Origin of the sequence: Acidovorax sp. ACV01 (assembly GCF_014851495.1) — a bacterium.
Taxonomy (GTDB): domain Bacteria; phylum Pseudomonadota; class Gammaproteobacteria; order Burkholderiales; family Burkholderiaceae_C; genus Acidovorax; species Acidovorax radicis.
The window spans coordinates 155,959-173,015 of the sequence record NZ_JACUZT010000003.1 but is presented as its reverse complement, the minus strand read 5'-3'; the positions used below and the strand labels follow the sequence as shown (position 1 = coordinate 173,015).

General features: G+C 66.7%; 15 protein-coding genes and 1 riboswitch. Of the genes, 8 read left to right on the top strand and 7 right to left on the bottom strand.

Translation table 11 applies throughout. The features are described from left to right. Positions 1 to 17: 17 nt before the first annotated feature. Positions 18 to 1,007, bottom strand: a complete 990-nt coding sequence (locus tag IB243_RS09515; RefSeq protein WP_192426552.1) for a GlxA family transcriptional regulator — start codon at positions 1,005 to 1,007, stop codon at positions 18 to 20. A gap of 113 nt (positions 1,008 to 1,120) precedes the next feature. Here IB243_RS09515 and IB243_RS09510 point away from each other — a divergent pair, with 113 nt between their 5' ends. After that, on the top strand, positions 1,121 to 1,960 hold the full coding sequence (locus tag IB243_RS09510; RefSeq protein ID WP_192426550.1) for an MBL fold metallo-hydrolase: 840 nt from the start codon (positions 1,121 to 1,123) through the stop codon (positions 1,958 to 1,960). 27 nt (positions 1,961 to 1,987) lie between these two features. On the opposite strand, the gene IB243_RS09505 is transcribed toward IB243_RS09510, so the two are convergent. Continuing rightward, positions 1,988 to 2,953 carry a LysR family transcriptional regulator gene (locus tag IB243_RS09505; protein WP_192426548.1) on the bottom strand — a complete coding sequence of 322 codons (966 nt, stop codon included), beginning with the start codon at positions 2,951 to 2,953 and terminating at the stop codon, positions 1,988 to 1,990. Positions 2,954 to 3,025: 72 nt separating this feature from the next. Here IB243_RS09505 and IB243_RS09500 point away from each other — a divergent pair, with 72 nt between their 5' ends. From IB243_RS09500 to metH, 4 genes are all read left to right on the top strand, one after another. Then, complete coding sequence (locus tag IB243_RS09500; protein WP_010465366.1) at positions 3,026 to 3,481, top strand: PACE efflux transporter; 456 nt, start codon at positions 3,026 to 3,028, stop codon at positions 3,479 to 3,481. Between the two features lie 85 nt (positions 3,482 to 3,566). After that, a complete protein-coding gene (locus IB243_RS09495; RefSeq protein WP_192426546.1) occupies positions 3,567 to 4,310 on the top strand; it encodes a hypothetical protein in 744 nt (247 codons plus the stop codon). A gap of 120 nt (positions 4,311 to 4,430) precedes the next feature. Further along, positions 4,431 to 6,143: an IPTL-CTERM sorting domain-containing protein gene (locus IB243_RS09490; RefSeq protein WP_192426544.1), complete on the top strand. Its 1,713-nt coding sequence runs from the start codon at positions 4,431 to 4,433 to the stop codon at positions 6,141 to 6,143. A gap of 28 nt (positions 6,144 to 6,171) precedes the next feature. Next, a riboswitch (S-adenosyl-L-homocysteine riboswitch) is annotated at positions 6,172 to 6,280 on the top strand. Between the two features lie 40 nt (positions 6,281 to 6,320). Further along, complete coding sequence (metH, locus tag IB243_RS09485) at positions 6,321 to 9,059, top strand: methionine synthase (RefSeq protein ID WP_192426542.1); 2,739 nt, start codon at positions 6,321 to 6,323, stop codon at positions 9,057 to 9,059. A gap of 91 nt (positions 9,060 to 9,150) precedes the next feature. On the opposite strand, the gene IB243_RS09480 is transcribed toward metH, so the two are convergent. Beyond that, complete coding sequence (locus tag IB243_RS09480; protein ID WP_192426540.1) at positions 9,151 to 9,555, bottom strand: RidA family protein; 405 nt, start codon at positions 9,553 to 9,555, stop codon at positions 9,151 to 9,153. Between the two features lie 144 nt (positions 9,556 to 9,699). Between IB243_RS09480 and IB243_RS09475 the strand changes: the two genes are divergently transcribed. Next, on the top strand, positions 9,700 to 10,650 hold the full coding sequence (locus IB243_RS09475; protein ID WP_192426538.1) for a LysR family transcriptional regulator: 951 nt from the start codon (positions 9,700 to 9,702) through the stop codon (positions 10,648 to 10,650). Positions 10,651 to 10,736: 86 nt separating this feature from the next. Here IB243_RS09475 and IB243_RS09470 read toward each other — a convergent pair whose 3' ends face one another. Further along, positions 10,737 to 11,216: a VOC family protein gene (locus tag IB243_RS09470; protein WP_192426537.1), complete on the bottom strand. Its 480-nt coding sequence runs from the start codon at positions 11,214 to 11,216 to the stop codon at positions 10,737 to 10,739. A 156-nt stretch (positions 11,217 to 11,372) separates the two neighbouring features. Here IB243_RS09470 and IB243_RS09465 point away from each other — a divergent pair, with 156 nt between their 5' ends. Beyond that, positions 11,373 to 12,191, top strand: coding sequence for an alpha/beta hydrolase (locus IB243_RS09465; RefSeq protein ID WP_192426536.1), 819 nt, complete (start codon positions 11,373 to 11,375; stop codon positions 12,189 to 12,191). Between the two features lie 513 nt (positions 12,192 to 12,704). Continuing rightward, positions 12,705 to 14,741: an elongation factor G gene (gene fusA / locus IB243_RS09460; protein ID WP_192426535.1), complete on the top strand. Its 2,037-nt coding sequence runs from the start codon at positions 12,705 to 12,707 to the stop codon at positions 14,739 to 14,741. 122 nt (positions 14,742 to 14,863) lie between these two features. Here fusA and IB243_RS09455 read toward each other — a convergent pair whose 3' ends face one another. The 3 genes from IB243_RS09455 to IB243_RS09445 all read right to left on the bottom strand — a co-directional run bounded on the left by IB243_RS09455 (position 14,864) and on the right by IB243_RS09445 (position 16,927). Continuing rightward, the gene (locus IB243_RS09455; RefSeq protein ID WP_192426534.1) at positions 14,864 to 15,004 is read right to left on the bottom strand and encodes a hypothetical protein; all 141 of its coding nucleotides are present in this window, start codon (positions 15,002 to 15,004) and stop codon (positions 14,864 to 14,866) included. A 98-nt stretch (positions 15,005 to 15,102) separates the two neighbouring features. Then, positions 15,103 to 15,648: a shikimate kinase gene (locus IB243_RS09450; RefSeq protein ID WP_192426533.1), complete on the bottom strand. Its 546-nt coding sequence runs from the start codon at positions 15,646 to 15,648 to the stop codon at positions 15,103 to 15,105. Positions 15,649 to 15,781: 133 nt separating this feature from the next. Then, complete coding sequence (locus IB243_RS09445) at positions 15,782 to 16,927, bottom strand: serine hydrolase (protein ID WP_192426532.1); 1,146 nt, start codon at positions 16,925 to 16,927, stop codon at positions 15,782 to 15,784. Between the last annotated feature and the right edge of the window lie 130 nt (positions 16,928 to 17,057).

Below are 17,057 nucleotides of genomic sequence, written 5' to 3'. Positions count from 1 at the left end.
GACTCGCTCGTAGCTTCTCAGCCGTGCGCCATGCGGTAGGCCAGCGGTGTCTGCCCCGTGGCCTGCTGAAAAGCGCGGTGCAGGCCCGCCTCGCTGGCAAAGCCCAGGTCTTCGGCAATGCGCTTGAGCGGCAGGGGTGTGTCGCACAGGGCCTCGCTCACCTGCCGCAGCTTGATGCGCCGCATCCAGTGCGCGGCAGAAAGCCCCGTGTGCGCCTGCACCCGCCGTGCCAGCGTGCGGGGCGACAGGCCCAGCGCATCGGCCAGCGCGGGCAGGCGCAGGGCGGTGGCGGGGCAACGCTGCACCCAGAGCATCGCGCGCCGCAGTTCGGCGTCGGCCACCGCCATGAGGTCGTGCCCGGCAAACGCCGGGTGGGTCGTGCGTGGGCGGGGCAGCATCAGCAGCGACTGCAGATCCGCCAGGGCTGCGGCATCCAGGCGCGTTGCCAGCGCGTGCAGCATCAGGGGTAGGTAGCCGTTGGCGCCTGCAGCGGTGGTGATGGGGCCGTCTTCCACCAAAGGCTCGTCAAAGCGCCAGTGCACCGCGCCAAACTGCTGCTGCAGCGGGGCCCGCAGCCACCAGGTGGCCGTGGCGCCGCGCCCGCGCATCCGGCCGCTGGCCGCTGCCAGCGCCACGCCCGCGCAATAGCTCCACACCTGGGTGCGGCGGGGCAGGGCCCGCAGTGCCGCGATGGCGGGCGCGATCTGCTGTTGCAGCTGCGGCATCTGCAGTCCATCGGGCGAAGACAGCCACAGGCCGGGCACCAGCACCGCGTCCACCTCGGCCTGCGCCAGGGCCACGCTGGGCGTGAGGGCAGGGCCTTGCCAGGTGGGCACGGGCTGCAGGTCTGCACCGGCCCAGCAGGTGGTGATGACCGCGCGCTGCGCGCGCAGGTTCGCGGCGCGGGCCAGGTCGGCGGTGGCAAAGAGGCCTGCGGGCATGCAGCCGGGGTACAGCAGCAGTGCCAGGCGCAGGGGTGGTGGGGGTGGGGCGGCGGCACGGGGCATTCGGCGAGATGGTATGGCTTGAAATGGAAAGAAATTGTCAAAACAGGCCATTCTCACCGGGCGCTCGAATCCCAACAATCTACTGCACACCCACTGGCTTCGGAGCCCACCCCATGCAGATCACCCAATTGCGCAACGCCACCTTGCTTCTTGAATTCACCTCCGCAGAAGGTCGCCCCGTGGGCCTGCTGGTGGACCCCATGCTCGCCCCCCGGGGCAGCCTGCCCGCGTTGCGCTATCTGGGCTCCGGGCGCCAGCGCAACCCTATTGTGGAGCTGCCCGAGGGCACGGACGCGCTGTTGCAGCGCGTGACCCATGCCCTCATCACACACTGCCAGCGCGGCCACTTCGACCACCTGGACCGGCTGGGCAAGCGCTTTCTGCGCGAGCGGCAGATCCCCGTGCTGTGCATGCCGCGCGATGCCGATTACCTGGCGCAGCGCGGCCTGCTGGTGTGGCCGCTGGCGGGGCCGGGGCGCCAGCCGTTTGCGCTGGGCGGCCATGTCACGCCGATCCCGTGTGTGCACGGCACCGGCTGGGTGGGCCGCTTCATGGAGCACGGCCATGGCTACCTGCTGGAGCTGCCGGGCGAGCCCAGCGTCTACCTGGCGGGCGACACCGTGCTCACGCCCACGGTGCGCGATTGCCTGGCGCGCCTGCAGCCCGAGGTGTCGGTGTTGCCTGCGGGCGGGGCGCGGTTCGATGTGGGGGCAGAAATCCTTATGGACGCCGCCGACATGGCCGAAGCCGCGCAGCTGGCCCACGGCACGCTGGTGGTGAACCACCTGCAGGCGCTGGACCACTGCCCCACCACGCGCGAGTCCGTGCGTGCCCTGGCGCAGCAGGGTGGTTGGGCGCACCGGTTGTGGGTGCCCGAGGACGGTGAACGCAGTGAGTACCTGCACGAGGCGAAGCATAAAAATACTATCGAAACAGTAGCAAATAGCGCCTGATGGATAGGCGCCAGGGCCACTTTTGACTCATATTTCAGGCCCAGCCGACTTCCCATCCGGCGTGTTCCGCTGCGCAGCGCTGTCTCGCATCAGCGCCACAAAACGTGCTGCCCCCAGGCCCAGGGGCCGCTCCTTGGACCACACCACATCCACCCACAGTGCGGTGCCGTTGCTCAGGTTCTCGAACGGCATCTCCACCAGCCGCCCCGCCTCGATGCGCGGTTGCACCAGTGCACGGGGCTGCCAGCCCCAGCCCAGGCCGGCCTCGATCAGGCCCAACGCGGCCAGGTGGTTGTCGGTGCGCCAGTGGTGGCGGGCAAACACAAAACGTGGGTCGGTCTGGCCCAGGTCGCGGCTGGCCACCACGATCTGCCGAGTGGTGGTCAGGTGCTCTTCGCGCAGCATGGCGCGCTCGGGCGGCTCGCCCCGGGTCAGGGCCGAGGCGCGCGCGCCCTGCAATACCGCGTGGTCCGGCGCCATCACGGCCACCAGGGTTTCGGTGCCCACTTCCTGAAACCCCTCGCGCCCGTCGATGCTGGGCCGCTCGAACACCAGCGCCAGCTGCGCGCGGCCGCTGTGCAGCAGTGCCAGGGCATCCACCTGCGGGGCGGTCAGCACCTCCACCTGCAGCAGCGGGTACTCCGACGCCAGCGTGGCCAACGGGCCCGTCCAGCGGGCGGCCAGCAGCTCGGGCGCAATGGCCAGCGTCAGGCGCTCCTCCAGGCCCTGCGTCAGCGCGAGCGCCTGGGCGTTGAGCTGCTGCAGTTGCCCTGCCAGCAACCGGGCCTGCGGTTCGAGCGCGCGCGCCGCCGCCGTGGGCCGGGGCTCGCGGCCACTGCGGTCAAACAGCTGCACATTGAGCTCGGCCTCCAGGTGGGCAATGGTCATGCTCACGGCCGACGGCACCCGCGACAACGCCCGCGCTGCAGCCGAAAACGAGCCGTGGTCGAGGGCGGCCAGAAACACCTGCACGCTGTCTGAAGAGAAGGCCATGCGTGTGATCTATCAAATAAACTGAAATAAGCTGACTTTATATATCAGCCGCAGGCACATAAAGTCCTACCCATGGACAAGAAACCCACTCTGTTCGGCCTGCAAGGACTCAAGCGCCGACTGATCTACGTAAGCCTGTACGAACTGATCGCCATCGCGGCGGCCACGGCCGGGCTCGCCCTGCTCTCGGGCCAGGGCGCGGGCCATTCGAGCGTGGTGGCTGTGGCGGCTTCGGTGATTGCCATCGTCTGGAACATCGTCTTCAATTGGGCTTTCGAGCGCTGGGAAGCGCGCCAGCCCGTGCGTGGGCGCAGCGTGGCGCGGCGTGTGGCGCATGCCATTGGTTTTGAGGGCGGGCTGGTCTTCACGCTGGTGCCGCTGTTTGCCTGGTGGTTCGGCATCAGCCTGTGGCACGCTTTCGTGATGGACCTGGGGCTGATCGTGTTCTTCCTGTGTTACACCTTTGTCTTCAACTGGGTGTTTGACCATCTGTTCGGTCTGCCAGCCTCGGCCATGGCCGCCGCCTGAGGGTTGGGTCGCCCAGATCTTCAAACAGTGTTAACGGGCGCTGGCGAGCCGCCTGGCCCACCACCTGCGCCCGATAATCGGCCCCATGCGTGGGCCGTTCTTTTCTCTCCTGTGGATGTCGTCCTGTGCGCTGCTGTGCGCCGCACTCGCGGGTTGTGCGGGCAGCGCCCCCGCACCACGCGGCGAGGTCAAGGGCGCATCTGCTTCGCCCGCCGAGCTGGCCCAGTCCGACATGAACCGGGTGGCCACGCTGGCCATGCAGGAGAACCTGGAAGGCTTGTTCCGGCTGATGGACAAGCTCTACCGCCGCAACCCCGCCGAATGGCGAAAAACCAGCACCACCAGCCGCGAGCACGCCGCCGAGCAGGTGCGCGTGGCCATCCTGCAGCGCCAGCCCTGGGCGCCGCTGCAAGGGCGCCGCGACATCGCCGCGATGGGCTTTGCGCTGGCGCCGGAGTTCACCGGGGACCGCGTGGCCGCCTTCATCCATGCCACGGCCGACATGATCATCACAGCCCATGGCGGCAAGACGGAGTTCTTTTTGCTCGACGGTGTGGATGCACAGCACCTCTACAACGCCGCCCGCAATGTGGAAAGCGCCGTGTGGCTGCTGGCCCAGCGCCGCAATGCCCAGGGCCAGCCGCTGCTGCTGGCCGACGAAATCGGGCCCCAGGGCCGCAACCTGAGCTTCGAGCGTGAGTTTGGCAAGGTCATCGCGCGCCTTGACCTGCTTGCCGCCCTGACCACCGAAAAGTACCGCCGCGCGGCCATCAGCTATGTACAGGGCATTGTGGGCGGCACTTTCCTGCAGTTCCTGCCGGTGCGTTGAGCGCGGATCAAGCGCTTCCAGCGCGGGACTGGGTTGGCGTGCGCCTCGGTGCGTGAAAGTTCCGGGTGAAAACGTAGCGTTACACTTTGGCAACCTTTCCACTCCAATCGGGACTTCCACATGCTCCAACGTGTTTTGCTGTGGCTCGCTGCGTTCTTGTTGGCCATGGGGGCTGCGACCGCGGCACATGCCCAAAGCGCGGACCTGTCCATCACCAAAACCGATGGCGTGACCACGGCCACCCCGGGCGGCTCGGTCACCTACACCATCACCGCGAGCAACGCCGGCCCGTCCAATGCCCCTGGCGCGACGGTGGCGGATACGTTTCCCGCCGTGCTCACCGGCACCTGGACCTGCGTGGGTGCGGGCGGCGGCACCTGCACGGCGGCGGGTAGCGGCAACATCAACGACACCGTCAACCTGCCCGCTGGCGGCTCGGTGACCTACACGGTCAGCGCCACGATCAATGGCTCGGCGACCGGGACACTGACCAACACCGCGACGGTGACTGCGCCGGGCGGCGTGACCGATCCTGTCCCAGGCAACAACAGCGCCACCGACTCCGACACGCTCACGCCACAGGCCGATCTGTCCATCACCAAAACCGATGGCGTGACCACGGCCACCCCAGGGGGCTCGGTCACCTACACCATCACCGCCAGCAATGCGGGGCCGTCGAATGCGCCTGGCGCAACGGTGGCGGATACCTTCCCTGCTGCGCTCACCGGCACCTGGACCTGCGTGGGTGCGGGCGGCGGCACCTGCACGGCAGCAGGCAGCGGCAACATCAACGACACCGTCAACCTGCCCGCAGGGGGATCGGTGACGTACACCGTCAGCGCCACGGTGAGCGGTGCAGCCACAGGGACATTGACCAACACCGCGACGGTGACAGCACCTGGTGGAGTGACCGATCCTGTCCCAGGCAACAACAGCGCCACCGACTCCGACACCATCACGCCGCAGGCCGATCTGTCCATCACCAAAACGGACGGCGTGACCACGGCCATCCCGGGTGGCTCGGTCACCTACACCATCACCGCCAGCAACGCGGGCCCGTCCAATGCCCCTGGCACGGCGGTAGCGGATACGTTCCCCGCTGCGCTCACCGGCACCTGGACCTGCGTGGGTGCTGGTGGCGGCACCTGCACGGCAGCAGGCAGTGGCAACATCAACGACACCGTCAACTTGCCTGCGGGGGGATCGGTGACCTATACGGTGACCGCCACCGTGAGCGCAGCGGCCAGCGGAACGCTGGTCAATACCGCGACGGTGACCGCGCCGGGCGGAGTCACCGACCCCAATCCGGGCAACAACAGTGCCACGGATTCCGACACCATCGCATCGCAGGCCGATCTGGCCATTACCAAGACCGATGGCGTGACCACGGCGAACCCCGGCGGGTCGGTGATCTACACCATCATCGCCAGCAACGCCGGCCCGTCCAACGCCCCGGGCACGACGGTGGCAGACACCCTGCCTGCCGTGCTCACTGGCACCTGGACCTGCGTGGGCTCCGGCGGCGGCACTTGCACGGCAGCGGGCAGCGGCAGCATCAACGATGTCGTCAACCTGCCTGCGGGTGGATCGGTGACCTACACCGTCACTGCCACGGTGAGCGCGTCGGCGACGGGGACGCTGGTCAACACCGCGACGGTCACGGCCTCAGGGGGGGTGACCGACCCCAACCCGGGCAACAACAGCGCCACCGATACCGACACCATCGCCGCAGTGGCTGCGAGCGCGATTCCGTCGCTGTCCGAGTGGGCTCTGTGGCTGATGGCGGGCTTGATGCTGCTGGCCGCATTCTGGGGCCGCCGCCCAGTGCGCTGATCGCAGACGGGCAACTACAATCGCTCCTCGGCCCAAGGAGCGTTGCAGCGACTTGCCATGCCCGGTTGGGTGCATGGCGATTCGTCAGGCTTGGGTCCCGCGCACCCCACCGTACACCGCAACGACGCTCACCTGTTTTTCCGCTGTTCCTGCTGCACAGGTGAGTGAGTAAGTCCTATGTCCGCTGTATCCCTGCCCCCCATGAAACTGTCTGGCCTGGAGCCCGTCTCCATTGGCGAGGGCACCTTGTTCGTCAACATCGGCGAGCGCACCAACGTCACCGGCTCCAAGGCGTTTGCGCGCATGATTTTGAACGGCCAGTACGAAGAAGCCCTGGCCGTGGCCCGCCAGCAGGTGGAGAACGGCGCGCAGGTCATCGACATCAACATGGACGAAGCCATGCTCGACAGCAAGGCCGCCATGGTGCGGTTTTTGCAGCTCATCGCGTCCGAGCCCGACATCGCGCGCGTGCCCATCATGGTGGACAGCTCCAAGTGGGAGGTAATCGAGGCCGGCCTGCGCTGCGTGCAGGGCAAGGGCATCGTCAACTCCATCTCGATGAAGGAGGGCGTGGACAAGTTCAAGCACGAGGCACGCCTGGTGCGCCGCTATGGCGCCGCTGCGGTGGTGATGGCGTTTGACGAAACAGGCCAGGCCGACACCTACGAGCGCAAGATCGAAATCTGCGAGCGTGCCTACCGCATCCTGGTCGATGAAGTCGGCTTCCCGCCCGAAGACATCATCTTCGACCCCAACATCTTTGCCGTGGCCACCGGCATTGAAGAGCACAACAACTACGCCGTCGATTTCATCGAAGCCACGCGCTGGATCAAGCAGAACCTGCCGGGCGCCAAGGTGAGCGGCGGTGTGTCGAACGTGTCGTTCAGCTTCCGCGGCAACGACCCCGTGCGCGAGGCCATCCACACCGTGTTCCTGTACCACGCCATCAAGGCCGGGATGGACATGGGCATCGTCAACGCCGGCATGGTGGGCGTGTACGACGACCTGGAGCCCGAGCTGCGCGAGCGCGTGGAAGACGTGGTGCTCAACCGCCGCCCCGACGCCGGTGAGCGCCTGGTCGAGATCGCCGAAACCGCCAAGAGCGGCGCCAAGGACGAGAGCAAGCGGCTCGAATGGCGTGGCACACCCGAGCACCCGAAGACGGTGGGCGAACGCTTGAGCCACGCCCTGGTGCACGGCATCACCGACTTCATCACCGAAGACACCGAAGAGGCCTACCGCGCCATCCTGGCCAAGGGCGGCCGCCCGCTGCATGTGATCGAAGGCCCGCTCATGGACGGCATGAACGTGGTGGGCGACCTGTTTGGCGCGGGCAAGATGTTCTTGCCCCAGGTGGTGAAAAGCGCGCGCGTGATGAAGAGCGCCGTGGCCCACCTGATCCCCTACATCGAAGAAGAAAAGCGCCAGGACGAACTGGCGGGGCGCGATGTGCGCAGCAAGGGCAAGATTGTCATCGCCACCGTCAAGGGCGACGTGCACGACATCGGCAAGAACATCGTTACCGTGGTCCTACAGTGCAACAACTTCGAGGTGGTGAACATGGGCGTGATGGTGCCCTGCCACGAGATCCTGGCGCGTGCCAAGGTCGAGGGCGCCGATATCGTGGGCCTGTCGGGACTCATCACCCCCAGCCTCGAAGAGATGCAGTACGTGGCGGGCGAGATGCAGAAGGACGAGCACTTCCGCATCAAGAAGATTCCGCTGCTCATCGGCGGCGCCACCACCAGCCGCGTGCACACGGCGGTGAAGATCGCGCCGCACTACGAAGGCCCCGTGGTCTACGTGCCCGATGCCTCGCGCAGCGTGAGCGTGGCGCAGAGCCTGCTGGGCGACGGCGTGCAGAACTACGTGGATGAGTTGAACGCGGACTACGACAAGGTGCGCACCCAGCACGCCAACAAAAAGGCCACACCCCTGTGGCCCCTGGCCAAGATCCGCGCCAACAAGACACCCGTGGACTGGGCCGCCTACCAGCCCGCTGTGCCGCGTGCGTTGGGCCGCCGCGTGTTCAAGAACTTCGACCTGGCCGAGCTGGCCAAGTACATCGACTGGGGTCCGTTCTTCCAGACCTGGGACCTGGCCGGGCCGTACCCCGCCATCCTGACCGACGAGGTCGTGGGCGTGGAGGCCACACGCGTGTTCGCCGACGCGCAGGCCATGCTGAAAAAGATCATAGAAGGCCGCTGGCTCACCGCCAGCGGCGTGATGGGCCTGTACCCCGCCAACAGCGTGAACGACGACGACATCGAGTTCTACACCGACGAGACGCGCACCGAGGTGGCCATGACCTGGTACGGCCTGCGCCAGCAAGCCGAAAAGCACACCATCGACGGCGTGACCCGCCCCAGCCGCTGCCTGGCTGACTTCGTCGCGCCCAAGAGCAGCGGCATTGCCGACTACGCAGGCATGTTCGCGGTCACGGCGGGCCTGGGCATCGAGAAGAAGGAAAAGGCCTTCATCGACGCGCTGGACGACTACTCGGCCATCATGTTCAAGAGCCTGGCCGACCGCCTGGCCGAAGCCTTTGCCGAAGCCTTGCACCACCGCGTGCGCACCGACCTGTGGGGCTATGCCGCTGGCGAAGCGCTGAGCAACGACGACATGATTGCCGAGAAGTATCACGGCATCCGCCCCGCGCCCGGCTACCCCGCCTGCCCGGACCACAGCGCCAAAAGCGAGCTGTTCCGTGTGCTGCAGTGCGAAGAAGTTGGCATGACGCTGACCGAAAGCCTGGCCATGATGCCGGCCGCCAGCGTGAGTGGCTTCTACATCGGCTACCCCGACGCGGTGTATTTCAACGTCGGCAAGATCGGTGAAGACCAATTGCACGACATGGCCCAGCGCCGGGGGATGGACGAGGCGGTGCTGGTGCGGCTGCTGGCGCCGAATCTGTGATGCTATGAATTTGGTAGCTTTTGGCGCTTGATGGATAAGCGCTAGGGGCTGATTTCATTCAAAGTTTGCAGCCACCCCTTCCATACAACCTTCAGTGGCGCTGGCCTTGCGGCAGCTGGGCAATCACCTTGATCTCGAACTGAAACCCGTACAGCCAGGTCACGCCAATGCCCGTCAGGGTGGGGTGGGGCGCCTCGCCCCAGAACTCGGGCACAACACTCCACACGGTTTCAAAGTTGGCCTCGGGGTTGACCACAAACATCGTCACGTCCACTACATCGTCAAACGTGCAGCCCGCCGCCTGCAGCACCGCGTTCAGGTTGGTGAACGCCAGCCGCACCTGCGCCTTCAGGTCGGGCTCGGGCGAGCCATCTTCGCGGCTGCCTACCTGGCCCGACACGAACAGAAACCCGTGGGACCGCACCGCAGGCGAATAGCGGTTGCGCTCGTACAGCGCTTGGCGACCAGCCGGAAAAACAACTTCGCGTGGTGGCATGAGAGAACTCCTTCAGTGGGGCCAGCAAATTGCCCCGTGGTTAACGATGAAGGCACTGTAGGAGTGCGCGCCCGGCCGATAAACAGGCAACTCTGCCCACCACTGTTCTTAGAATCCAAACAATCTTTGAACAATGGGCCCGCCATGGACCGTTTTGACGCAATGCAGGCCTTTGCCCGCGTGGTGGAGTCCGGCAGCTTCACCAAAGCCGCCCACACCCTGCACATGAGCCGCACCACCGCCACGCAGCTGGTGCAGCAGCTCGAGGCCCGCCTGCGCGTGAAGCTGCTCCACCGCACCACACGCCGCGTGCAGGTCACGGCCGACGGCGCTGCCTACTACGAGCGCGTGGTGCGCCTGTTGGCCGATCTGGACGACGCAGAGACCAGTCTCTCCACCGCATCCGCCGCGCCCCGGGGCCGCCTGCGGGTGGACGTGCCCAGTCCGCTGGCCCGCCTCATCCTCGTCCCCGCGCTGCCTGCGTTCCACGCGCAATACCCCGACATCCAGCTTGACATGGGTGTGAGCGACCGCCGCGTGGACATGGTGGCCGACAACGTGGACTGCGTGGTGCGCGGCGGCACCATCACCGACCCGTCCCTTGTCGCGCGCCACGTGGGCGACCTCCCCCTGCGCGTGTTCGCCGCCCCCAGCTACCTGCGTCGGGCTGGCACCCCCACGCACCCGCAGGTGCTGGACGACGCCGACACGCACCACCGCACCGTTGGATTCCTGTGGGCCCGCACCGGCCGCCCTGTGCCCTACGCCATGCGCCGGGGCGCGGAAAGCGTGCAGGTGCAAGGCCGCTACGTGTGCGCGCTGGATGATGGCAACGCCTACCTGGCCGCAGGCCTGGCGGGCATGGGGTTGCTCTGGCTGCCCAGCTACATGGCCCAGCCCCACCTGGCCCGCGGCGAGCTGGTGCCCCTGTTTGAAGACTGGACGATGGACCCCATGCCGCTGTACGTGGCCTACCCGCCCAACCGCCACGTGAGCGCCAAGGTGCGGGTGTTCATCGACTGGGTGGTGGGGCTGATGGCGCAGCACGCGCCGGTGGTGGGGCAGGGTAGAGATGTGGTGCTATCGAATGAATAGCTTATGGCGCTTGATGGAAAAGCGCCAGAGGCCGGTTTGGCCTCAAAATCATTCCAGAAAATCGGCCGAAACCAGCCAGATGCCAATCACCCGCGCCAAGCCGCCTCAATGGCTGCAATGTCGATCTTGCGCATCTCCATCATCGCGTCGAACGCACGCTTGGCAGCCGCTCTGTCGGGGTCGGTGACGGCCTGCGTCAACACCCGTGGCGTGATCTGCCACGACAGCCCCCACCGGTCCTTGCACCAGCCGCAAGCGCTTTCCTGGCCACCGTTGTCAACGATGGCGTTCCACAGCCGGTCCGTCTCGGCCTGGTCGTCCGTTGCCACCTGAAACGAAAACGCCTCGCTGTGCACAAACGCCGGGCCCCCGTTGAGCCCCAGGCACGGAATGCCCAGCACGGTGAACTCCACCGTCAATACGTCGCCCTGCTGGCCCGCAGGATAGTCCCCCGGCGCGTGCATCACACGGCCTACTGCGCTGTCAGGGAAGGTGGCAGCGTAGAACTTGGCGGCATCCAGGGCGTTGCCGTTGAACCAGAGGCAGATGGTGTTTTTGCTGGGCATGGTGAGGGTCTCCAAAACTGAGATGCACACCTGCATCCGCGCGGTGCAGGACGAAGGGTGATTTTGACGGCTTGGGCGGTACAAGGGGGCGCGTGCTCTGGCCGGCAGCCCCAACGTAACTTCGCACTGCCACAATGGCGCGACAGGAGCACACCCATGAACACAGGATTCCAGCAAACGCGCCGCGCTGCGCTCACTGCGGCGGTAGCTGCCGCTTTGGCAGCGTGCGGGGGCGGAGGCTCTGGCGATGGAGAAGCACCCGCGCCGGTAGGCCAGGTGATCAACTCCACCATCAAGTCGGCCTCCAATGGCAGCACCTACCCTGTTCAGGTTTTCTTGCCCGAGTCATACGCCACGGGCACAGCGACCCTGCCCGTCATCTATGCAACCGAGGGTGATGCCCAGTACGGCGGCCCCAATCGCTCCCGCTTCGACACCTTCAAGGAGGTGCTGCAGCGGCGGGGGACCCAGGCCATTCTGGTCGGCATTGGCGGCACTGCCTGGCGGGGTACCGACTTCCTCATGCCGGGCGCAGCCAAGTACCTCGACTTCCTTGTGAAAGAACTGGCGCCAGCCATCGAGCGGCAGTACCGTGCCGACCCCAAACGCCGGGTGTTGTCGGGCTTGTCCCATGGCGGCTACTTTGTGGTGGCGGCGCTGATACTGGAGGCCCGTGCGGGTGTGCCGCCCAGCTTTTCACACTACCTCTCAACCGAATGCAGCGTGGGGGAGCACACCAGCCCTGCAGGGGTGTTGGCGTTTGAAAAACAGATCGACGGCAAGCCCTTGCCCACGACCTTGTTGCTCGCGGGGGCAAGCGGTGGCAACCACCCGCTGATAAGCATCCCTCTTTTCAACCAGATGGCCTCGCAGAACCTGCCGGGCCTGGTGATGCTCAAGGCCGAGTACAGCACCTCGCACGTGGGTGCGGATGTGCCCGCGTTTGAAGATGCGCTGAAGCGGTTCTTTCCTTGAACCGGCATGCGCGCAGCGGCGACCACTGTCTGCTCCGGCAGCGGCAGGCGGTAGTTGCTCGTGGGTGGCGCGGCTGCTGCCAGCCTGAAAATGGCAAGCGCAGGTGGGTCGCTTGCAAGCTTGCTGCGCGAGGAGGATAATTCGCTCTTATGAAAATTCTCACCAACGTGATCAAGGCATCGTTCGCCACCTAGTTGCGCCCCCTGATCGCGTGTCGGAGGACCTTGCGCCTTCCGGACCTCCAAACCCCGGCAGGCTTTGTCCCTCCCGGGGTTTTTTGTTTTTCGACTTACTTGCTTCACACCAACCTATGCGTACCTACGACAAGTTGATCGCCACGATTCCCGACCGCCGGAGCATGAGCCCCGTGCGCCCGGGCTCCGGCGACAGCACACATCTCAGACGCTAGCGACCAGGCGAATCCTTCATGCCTGGGCTGGCGCAAAGCCAACCAGGCGGCAGCTGCTCGCAGAGCCGAGTGCAGCCGCAAGAAAGATGATTGAAAGATTCGCCATGACCAAGAATTCACGCCATACCAGCAACGCCCATCTGCGCAACCTCGGTGTCATCGCCCACGTCGACGCGGGCAAGACCACGACCACCGAACGCATCCTGTTCTACACGGGCGAAAGCCACCGCATCGGCGAAGTGCACGACGGCACCGCGCACATGGATTTCGACCCGCAGGAGCAAAAGCGCGGCATCACCATCAACAGCGCGGCCGTCACCGTGCACTGGAAAGGCACGCAGCTCAACCTGATCGACACGCCCGGCCACATCGACTTCAACATCGAGGTGAACCGCTCGCTGCGCGTGCTCGATGGCGCGGTCGTCGTGTTCGACGGCGTGGCCGGCGTGGAGCCGCAGACCGAGACCAACTGGCGCCTTGCAGACAAGTACCGTGTGCCGCGCATCGCCTTCATCAACAAGCTCGACCGCGTAGGCGCCGACTTCCACCGCGTGGTGGCCATGATGGAAGAGCGCCTGGGCGTGCGCGTGGTGCCGCTGCAGATCCCCATCGGTGCGGAAGGCGACTTCCGCGGCGTGGTGGACTTGCTGAGCCTGCGCGCCCGCATCTGGGACAAGGACGACGCGAGTGCGCCCTACCGCGAAGCCGACGTGCCCGCCGAGCTGCTGGAGCAAGCGTTGCGCAGCCGCGCCCGCCTGGTCGAGGCTGCCGTGGAGCAGGACGAAGCGGCCCTGCAGGCCTATGTGAACGGCGAAGAGATCGCTGTGGATGTGCTGCACGCCGCCATCCGCAAGGGTGTGCTGGCCGGCGCCTTCGTGCCCGCGCTGGCCGGCTCGGCCTTCAAGAACCGGGGCGTGGAGCCCTTGCTCGACGCCGTGGTGGACTACCTGCCCTCGCCGGACGACATCGTGCGCGAAGGCAGCGAGACCGCTGCGGACCCGTTCAAGGCCCTGGCGTTCAAGGTCGTCACCGACGACCACGGCGCCAAGGTCTTCGTGCGCGTGTACGCAGGCCGGCTGGCCCGCGGCGACGTGGTGCTCAACACTAGCACGGGCAAGACCGAGCGCGTGTCGCGCCTGTACGAAGTGCATGCCGACAAGCACATCGAGCGCGACGAGCTGGTGGCGGGCGACATCGCCGCCGTCGTGGGCCTCAAGGACACGCTGACGGGGCACACCCTGAGCGACCCGGCCCATCCCGTGGTGCTGGAGCAGATCAGCGTGCCCGAGCCGGTGATCCACGTGGCCATCGAGCCCAAGGCGAGCGCGGACCAGCAAGGCCTGTCCAAGGCCCTGCAGTCCCTGCTGCGCGAAGACCCGAGCCTCAGGCTGCAGCACGACGCCGAATCCGGCCAGACCATTCTGTCCGGCATGGGCGAGCTGCAGCTCGAAGTCTCGATCGAGAAGCTGCGCGCACGCCACGGCGTCAACGTGTCGGTCGGCCGCCCCCAGGTGGCCTACCGCGAAACCATTTCGAAGAGTGTGGAGGTACACCATGTGCACAAGAAGCAATCGGGCGGCCCCGGCCAGTTCGCCGAGGTGAGGCTGCTGCTCGAACCCCTGCCCCGGGGCGAAGGCATCCGCTTTGACAACCGCATCGTCGGCGGCGCCGTGCCGCGCGAATTCATCCCCGCGGTGGAGGCCGGCATCCGCCGCGCCGCCCTGGCAGGCGTGGTCGCCGGCTTCCCCGCCGTGGACTTCGCCGCCACGCTGGTGGATGGCAGCTTCCACGAGCGCGATTCGTCCACGCTGGCCTTCGAGCTGGCGGCCATGGCCGCCTTCCGCGAAGGTTTTGCGAAGGCAGCCCCCCAGGTGCTGGAGCCCGTGATGGCCGTGGAGGTCATCACCCCGGCCGACTACCTGGGCGATGCCATCGGTGATTTGAACCGCCGCCGCGGGCTGGTGCGCGGCCAGGGCCAACGCGGCAACGCCGCCACGGTCGAGGCCGAGGTACCGCTCAAGGAGATGTTCGGCTACATCGGTAGCCTGCGCGCCCTGTCTTCAGGCCGTGCGCAGTATTCGATGCAGCTAGACCACTATGGGGTGGTGCCCGCGGGGGAGATGGCTGCTTTGGTGCCGTGATGATGTGAAGTGGCGCGTTGGGCCGGGCTTGACGGCCTGTTAGCGCAAAGACGGGGGGCGTGGACGGATGTCTGCGCCCCATTTTTTCTGTCTGCGATGGAAGCGTAGATGGTTGTGTCGGCTCAGGAGTGCGCTTGTGGCGCCCAGAAGATCACATGCCCCCGGCGGTCGTACACCACCAATTGGTGGCCGCTGGCTGCCACGGCCTTCATTTGGTGCTGCCACATGCGCTTGTCGCACACTGCAGCGTGGAGAAAAACCACGGATGTTCCCTCGCCCGCCATCAGGGCTGCCAGCGACGCGCCGTCCGACTGAATTCTGCAAATCGCTGTAATGGGAGTTGCTTCAGTGGCGCTGGGGATTAGCTGTCTGCGGGCGTCCCCTCTGCCCCCGCCGCCATCTCCAGCTGCATCATGATCATGTTGACCAGCGTGTGCACCGTGGGCCGCCCGGTTTCGATGACGTAGTGGGCAGTTTCGCGGTACAGGGCGTCGCGCTGGGTGTACAGGTCGCGCAGCTTGTCCATGGGGTTGCCGCCCTGCAGCAGGGGGCGAGTCTTGTCGTGTTTGACGCGCCGGTAGATCTCTTCGGGCGAGGCGCGCAGGTACAGCACATTGCCAAACTGGCGCAGGGTTTCGCGGTTTTCGGGGCGCAGCACGGCGCCGCCGCCCGTGGACAGGACCATGCCGCCGGGCTGCCCAGCCACGTCGACCAGGGCCTGCGCCTCCAGGTCACGAAAGCGGGCTTCGCCTTCGGCCTCGAAGAAGCTGCGGATGGTGGTGCCAATGGTCTGTTCCAGCCGGTGGTCCAGGTCGATGAAAGGCACCCCTGCCCGGTGGGCCAACTGCCGGCCGATGGTGGATTTTCCCGAGCCGGGCATTCCGACCAGAGCGCAGCGAATCTGCATAGATGTTGTCCTGTGTACGTGCGGGCCCGCCTGTTTGTCCGTTTGTCTGCAGCTGCCGCTGGACGCCGAGTGTAAGGGGGGTGGTGCGCGCTGGCCCTTGGCGGCCTGGCAGCAGCGGGGAGCGTTCAGGCTTTCACAGTGCGGCGTAGACCAGCGCCGGATACAGCTCGCAGAGGGTGCGCAGTTGGCCGGGTGCCTGGGTGAGCAGGATGGCGAAGAGGTCTTCGGCGGGGTCTACCAAAAAGAAGGTGCCGCCCATTCCGCTCCAGCTGTAGGTGCCTGCCGAACCGGGGCTGGTGGCCAGGCCGGTGGCCTTGCGCACGGCCACGCCCAGGCCAAAGCCGTAGCCTGCGGGCAGGATGTCGCCCGCGGTGGGGATGTTGCCCAGGTGGTCGGCGGTCATGAAATCCACGGTGGCGCGGCTGGCCAGGCGGACGGGGCGGCCGTCCGGGCCTTGCACGGAGCCCCGGCCCAGCATCAGCTGCAAAAAGCGCGCGTAGTCGCTGGCGGTGGATACCAGCCCGCCGCCAGCGGATTCAAACGCGGGCGGTGCAGAGACGTCGATCAGCGCCACCTCGGCCCCGGTCTGCGGGTCCCGGGCAAACGGCTCGGCCAGGTCGGCCAGGCGGTCGGGCGGCACCACAAAGCCGGTGTCGTGCATGTCCAGGGGCTCCAGCACGCGGCGTTTCAGGAGGGTGCCCAGGCTGGCACCCTCGACCACCTCCAGCACCGCGCCCAGTACATCGGTGGCGCGGCTGTATTCCCAGCGGCTGCCGGGCTGGTGCACCAGTGGCAGGGGGCCCAGCGCGGCCACGAGCTCGGCATTGTTGTGGCGCCGCGAGCCGACGCGTGCCGCCCGGTATTGGTCGGGCACCGTGCCCGCCTCCCACGCGTAGCTCAGCCCGGCGGTGTGGCGCAGCAGGTCGTGCACCGTGGCCTCGCGCGCTGCAGGCGTGGTGGTGCCGGTGGCTGCGTCGTACACCCGCTGGCCCGCAAACGCGGGCAGGTAGTGCGAGACGGGGTGCGACAGCAGCAGTCGGCCTTCTTCCATGAGCATCAGCGCCGCCAGCGAGGCAATCGGTTTGGTCATGGAGTAGATGCGGAACACGGTGTCGGGCGCCATGGCGGGTGCGCCCGCCCCGGGCCGCTGGGCCCCAATGGCTTCGTGCAGCACCGTGCGCCCCTGGTGGTGCACCAGAGCCACTGCGCCGGGCAACAGGCCCTGGCCGACGTGGGTCTGAAGTGCGGCGCGCAGGCGGGCAAGGGCGTGGGGGTGCATGGGGCGGTGTCTCTGGGCAGGTGGGATTTGTCTCCAGAATACCCGCGCCTGTGCCGGGCAGAGGGTCGCCTGGGCAACAGGCATGGGCACTTTGGCAGGGCCGGGGCGGATGTGGGATGAGGCCTACTGC

Bases quoted from the DNA above. Each gene is read 5' to 3' on its own strand.
- IB243_RS09515 (WP_192426552.1), bottom strand. From the start codon at position 1,007: ATGCCCCGTGCCGCCGCCCCACCCCCACCACCCCTGCGCCTGGCACTG.
- IB243_RS09490 (WP_192426544.1), top strand. From the start codon at position 4,431: ATGCTCCAACGTGTTTTGCTGTGGCTCGCTGCGTTCTTGTTGGCCATG.
- IB243_RS09450 (WP_192426533.1), bottom strand. From the start codon at position 15,648: ATGCAGATTCGCTGCGCTCTGGTCGGAATGCCCGGCTCGGGAAAATCC.
- IB243_RS09505 (WP_192426548.1), bottom strand. From the start codon at position 2,953: ATGGCCTTCTCTTCAGACAGCGTGCAGGTGTTTCTGGCCGCCCTCGAC.
- IB243_RS09480 (WP_192426540.1), bottom strand. From the start codon at position 9,555: ATGCCACCACGCGAAGTTGTTTTTCCGGCTGGTCGCCAAGCGCTGTAC.
- IB243_RS09445 (WP_192426532.1), bottom strand. From the start codon at position 16,927: ATGCACCCCCACGCCCTTGCCCGCCTGCGCGCCGCACTTCAGACCCAC.
- IB243_RS09475 (WP_192426538.1), top strand. From the start codon at position 9,700: ATGGACCGTTTTGACGCAATGCAGGCCTTTGCCCGCGTGGTGGAGTCC.
- metH (WP_192426542.1), top strand. From the start codon at position 6,321: ATGTCCGCTGTATCCCTGCCCCCCATGAAACTGTCTGGCCTGGAGCCC.
- IB243_RS09510 (WP_192426550.1), top strand. From the start codon at position 1,121: ATGCAGATCACCCAATTGCGCAACGCCACCTTGCTTCTTGAATTCACC.
- IB243_RS09470 (WP_192426537.1), bottom strand. From the start codon at position 11,216: ATGCCCAGCAAAAACACCATCTGCCTCTGGTTCAACGGCAACGCCCTG.
- IB243_RS09500 (WP_010465366.1), top strand. From the start codon at position 3,026: ATGGACAAGAAACCCACTCTGTTCGGCCTGCAAGGACTCAAGCGCCGA.
- IB243_RS09495 (WP_192426546.1), top strand. From the start codon at position 3,567: ATGCGTGGGCCGTTCTTTTCTCTCCTGTGGATGTCGTCCTGTGCGCTG.
- IB243_RS09465 (WP_192426536.1), top strand. From the start codon at position 11,373: ATGAACACAGGATTCCAGCAAACGCGCCGCGCTGCGCTCACTGCGGCG.
- fusA (WP_192426535.1), top strand. From the start codon at position 12,705: ATGACCAAGAATTCACGCCATACCAGCAACGCCCATCTGCGCAACCTC.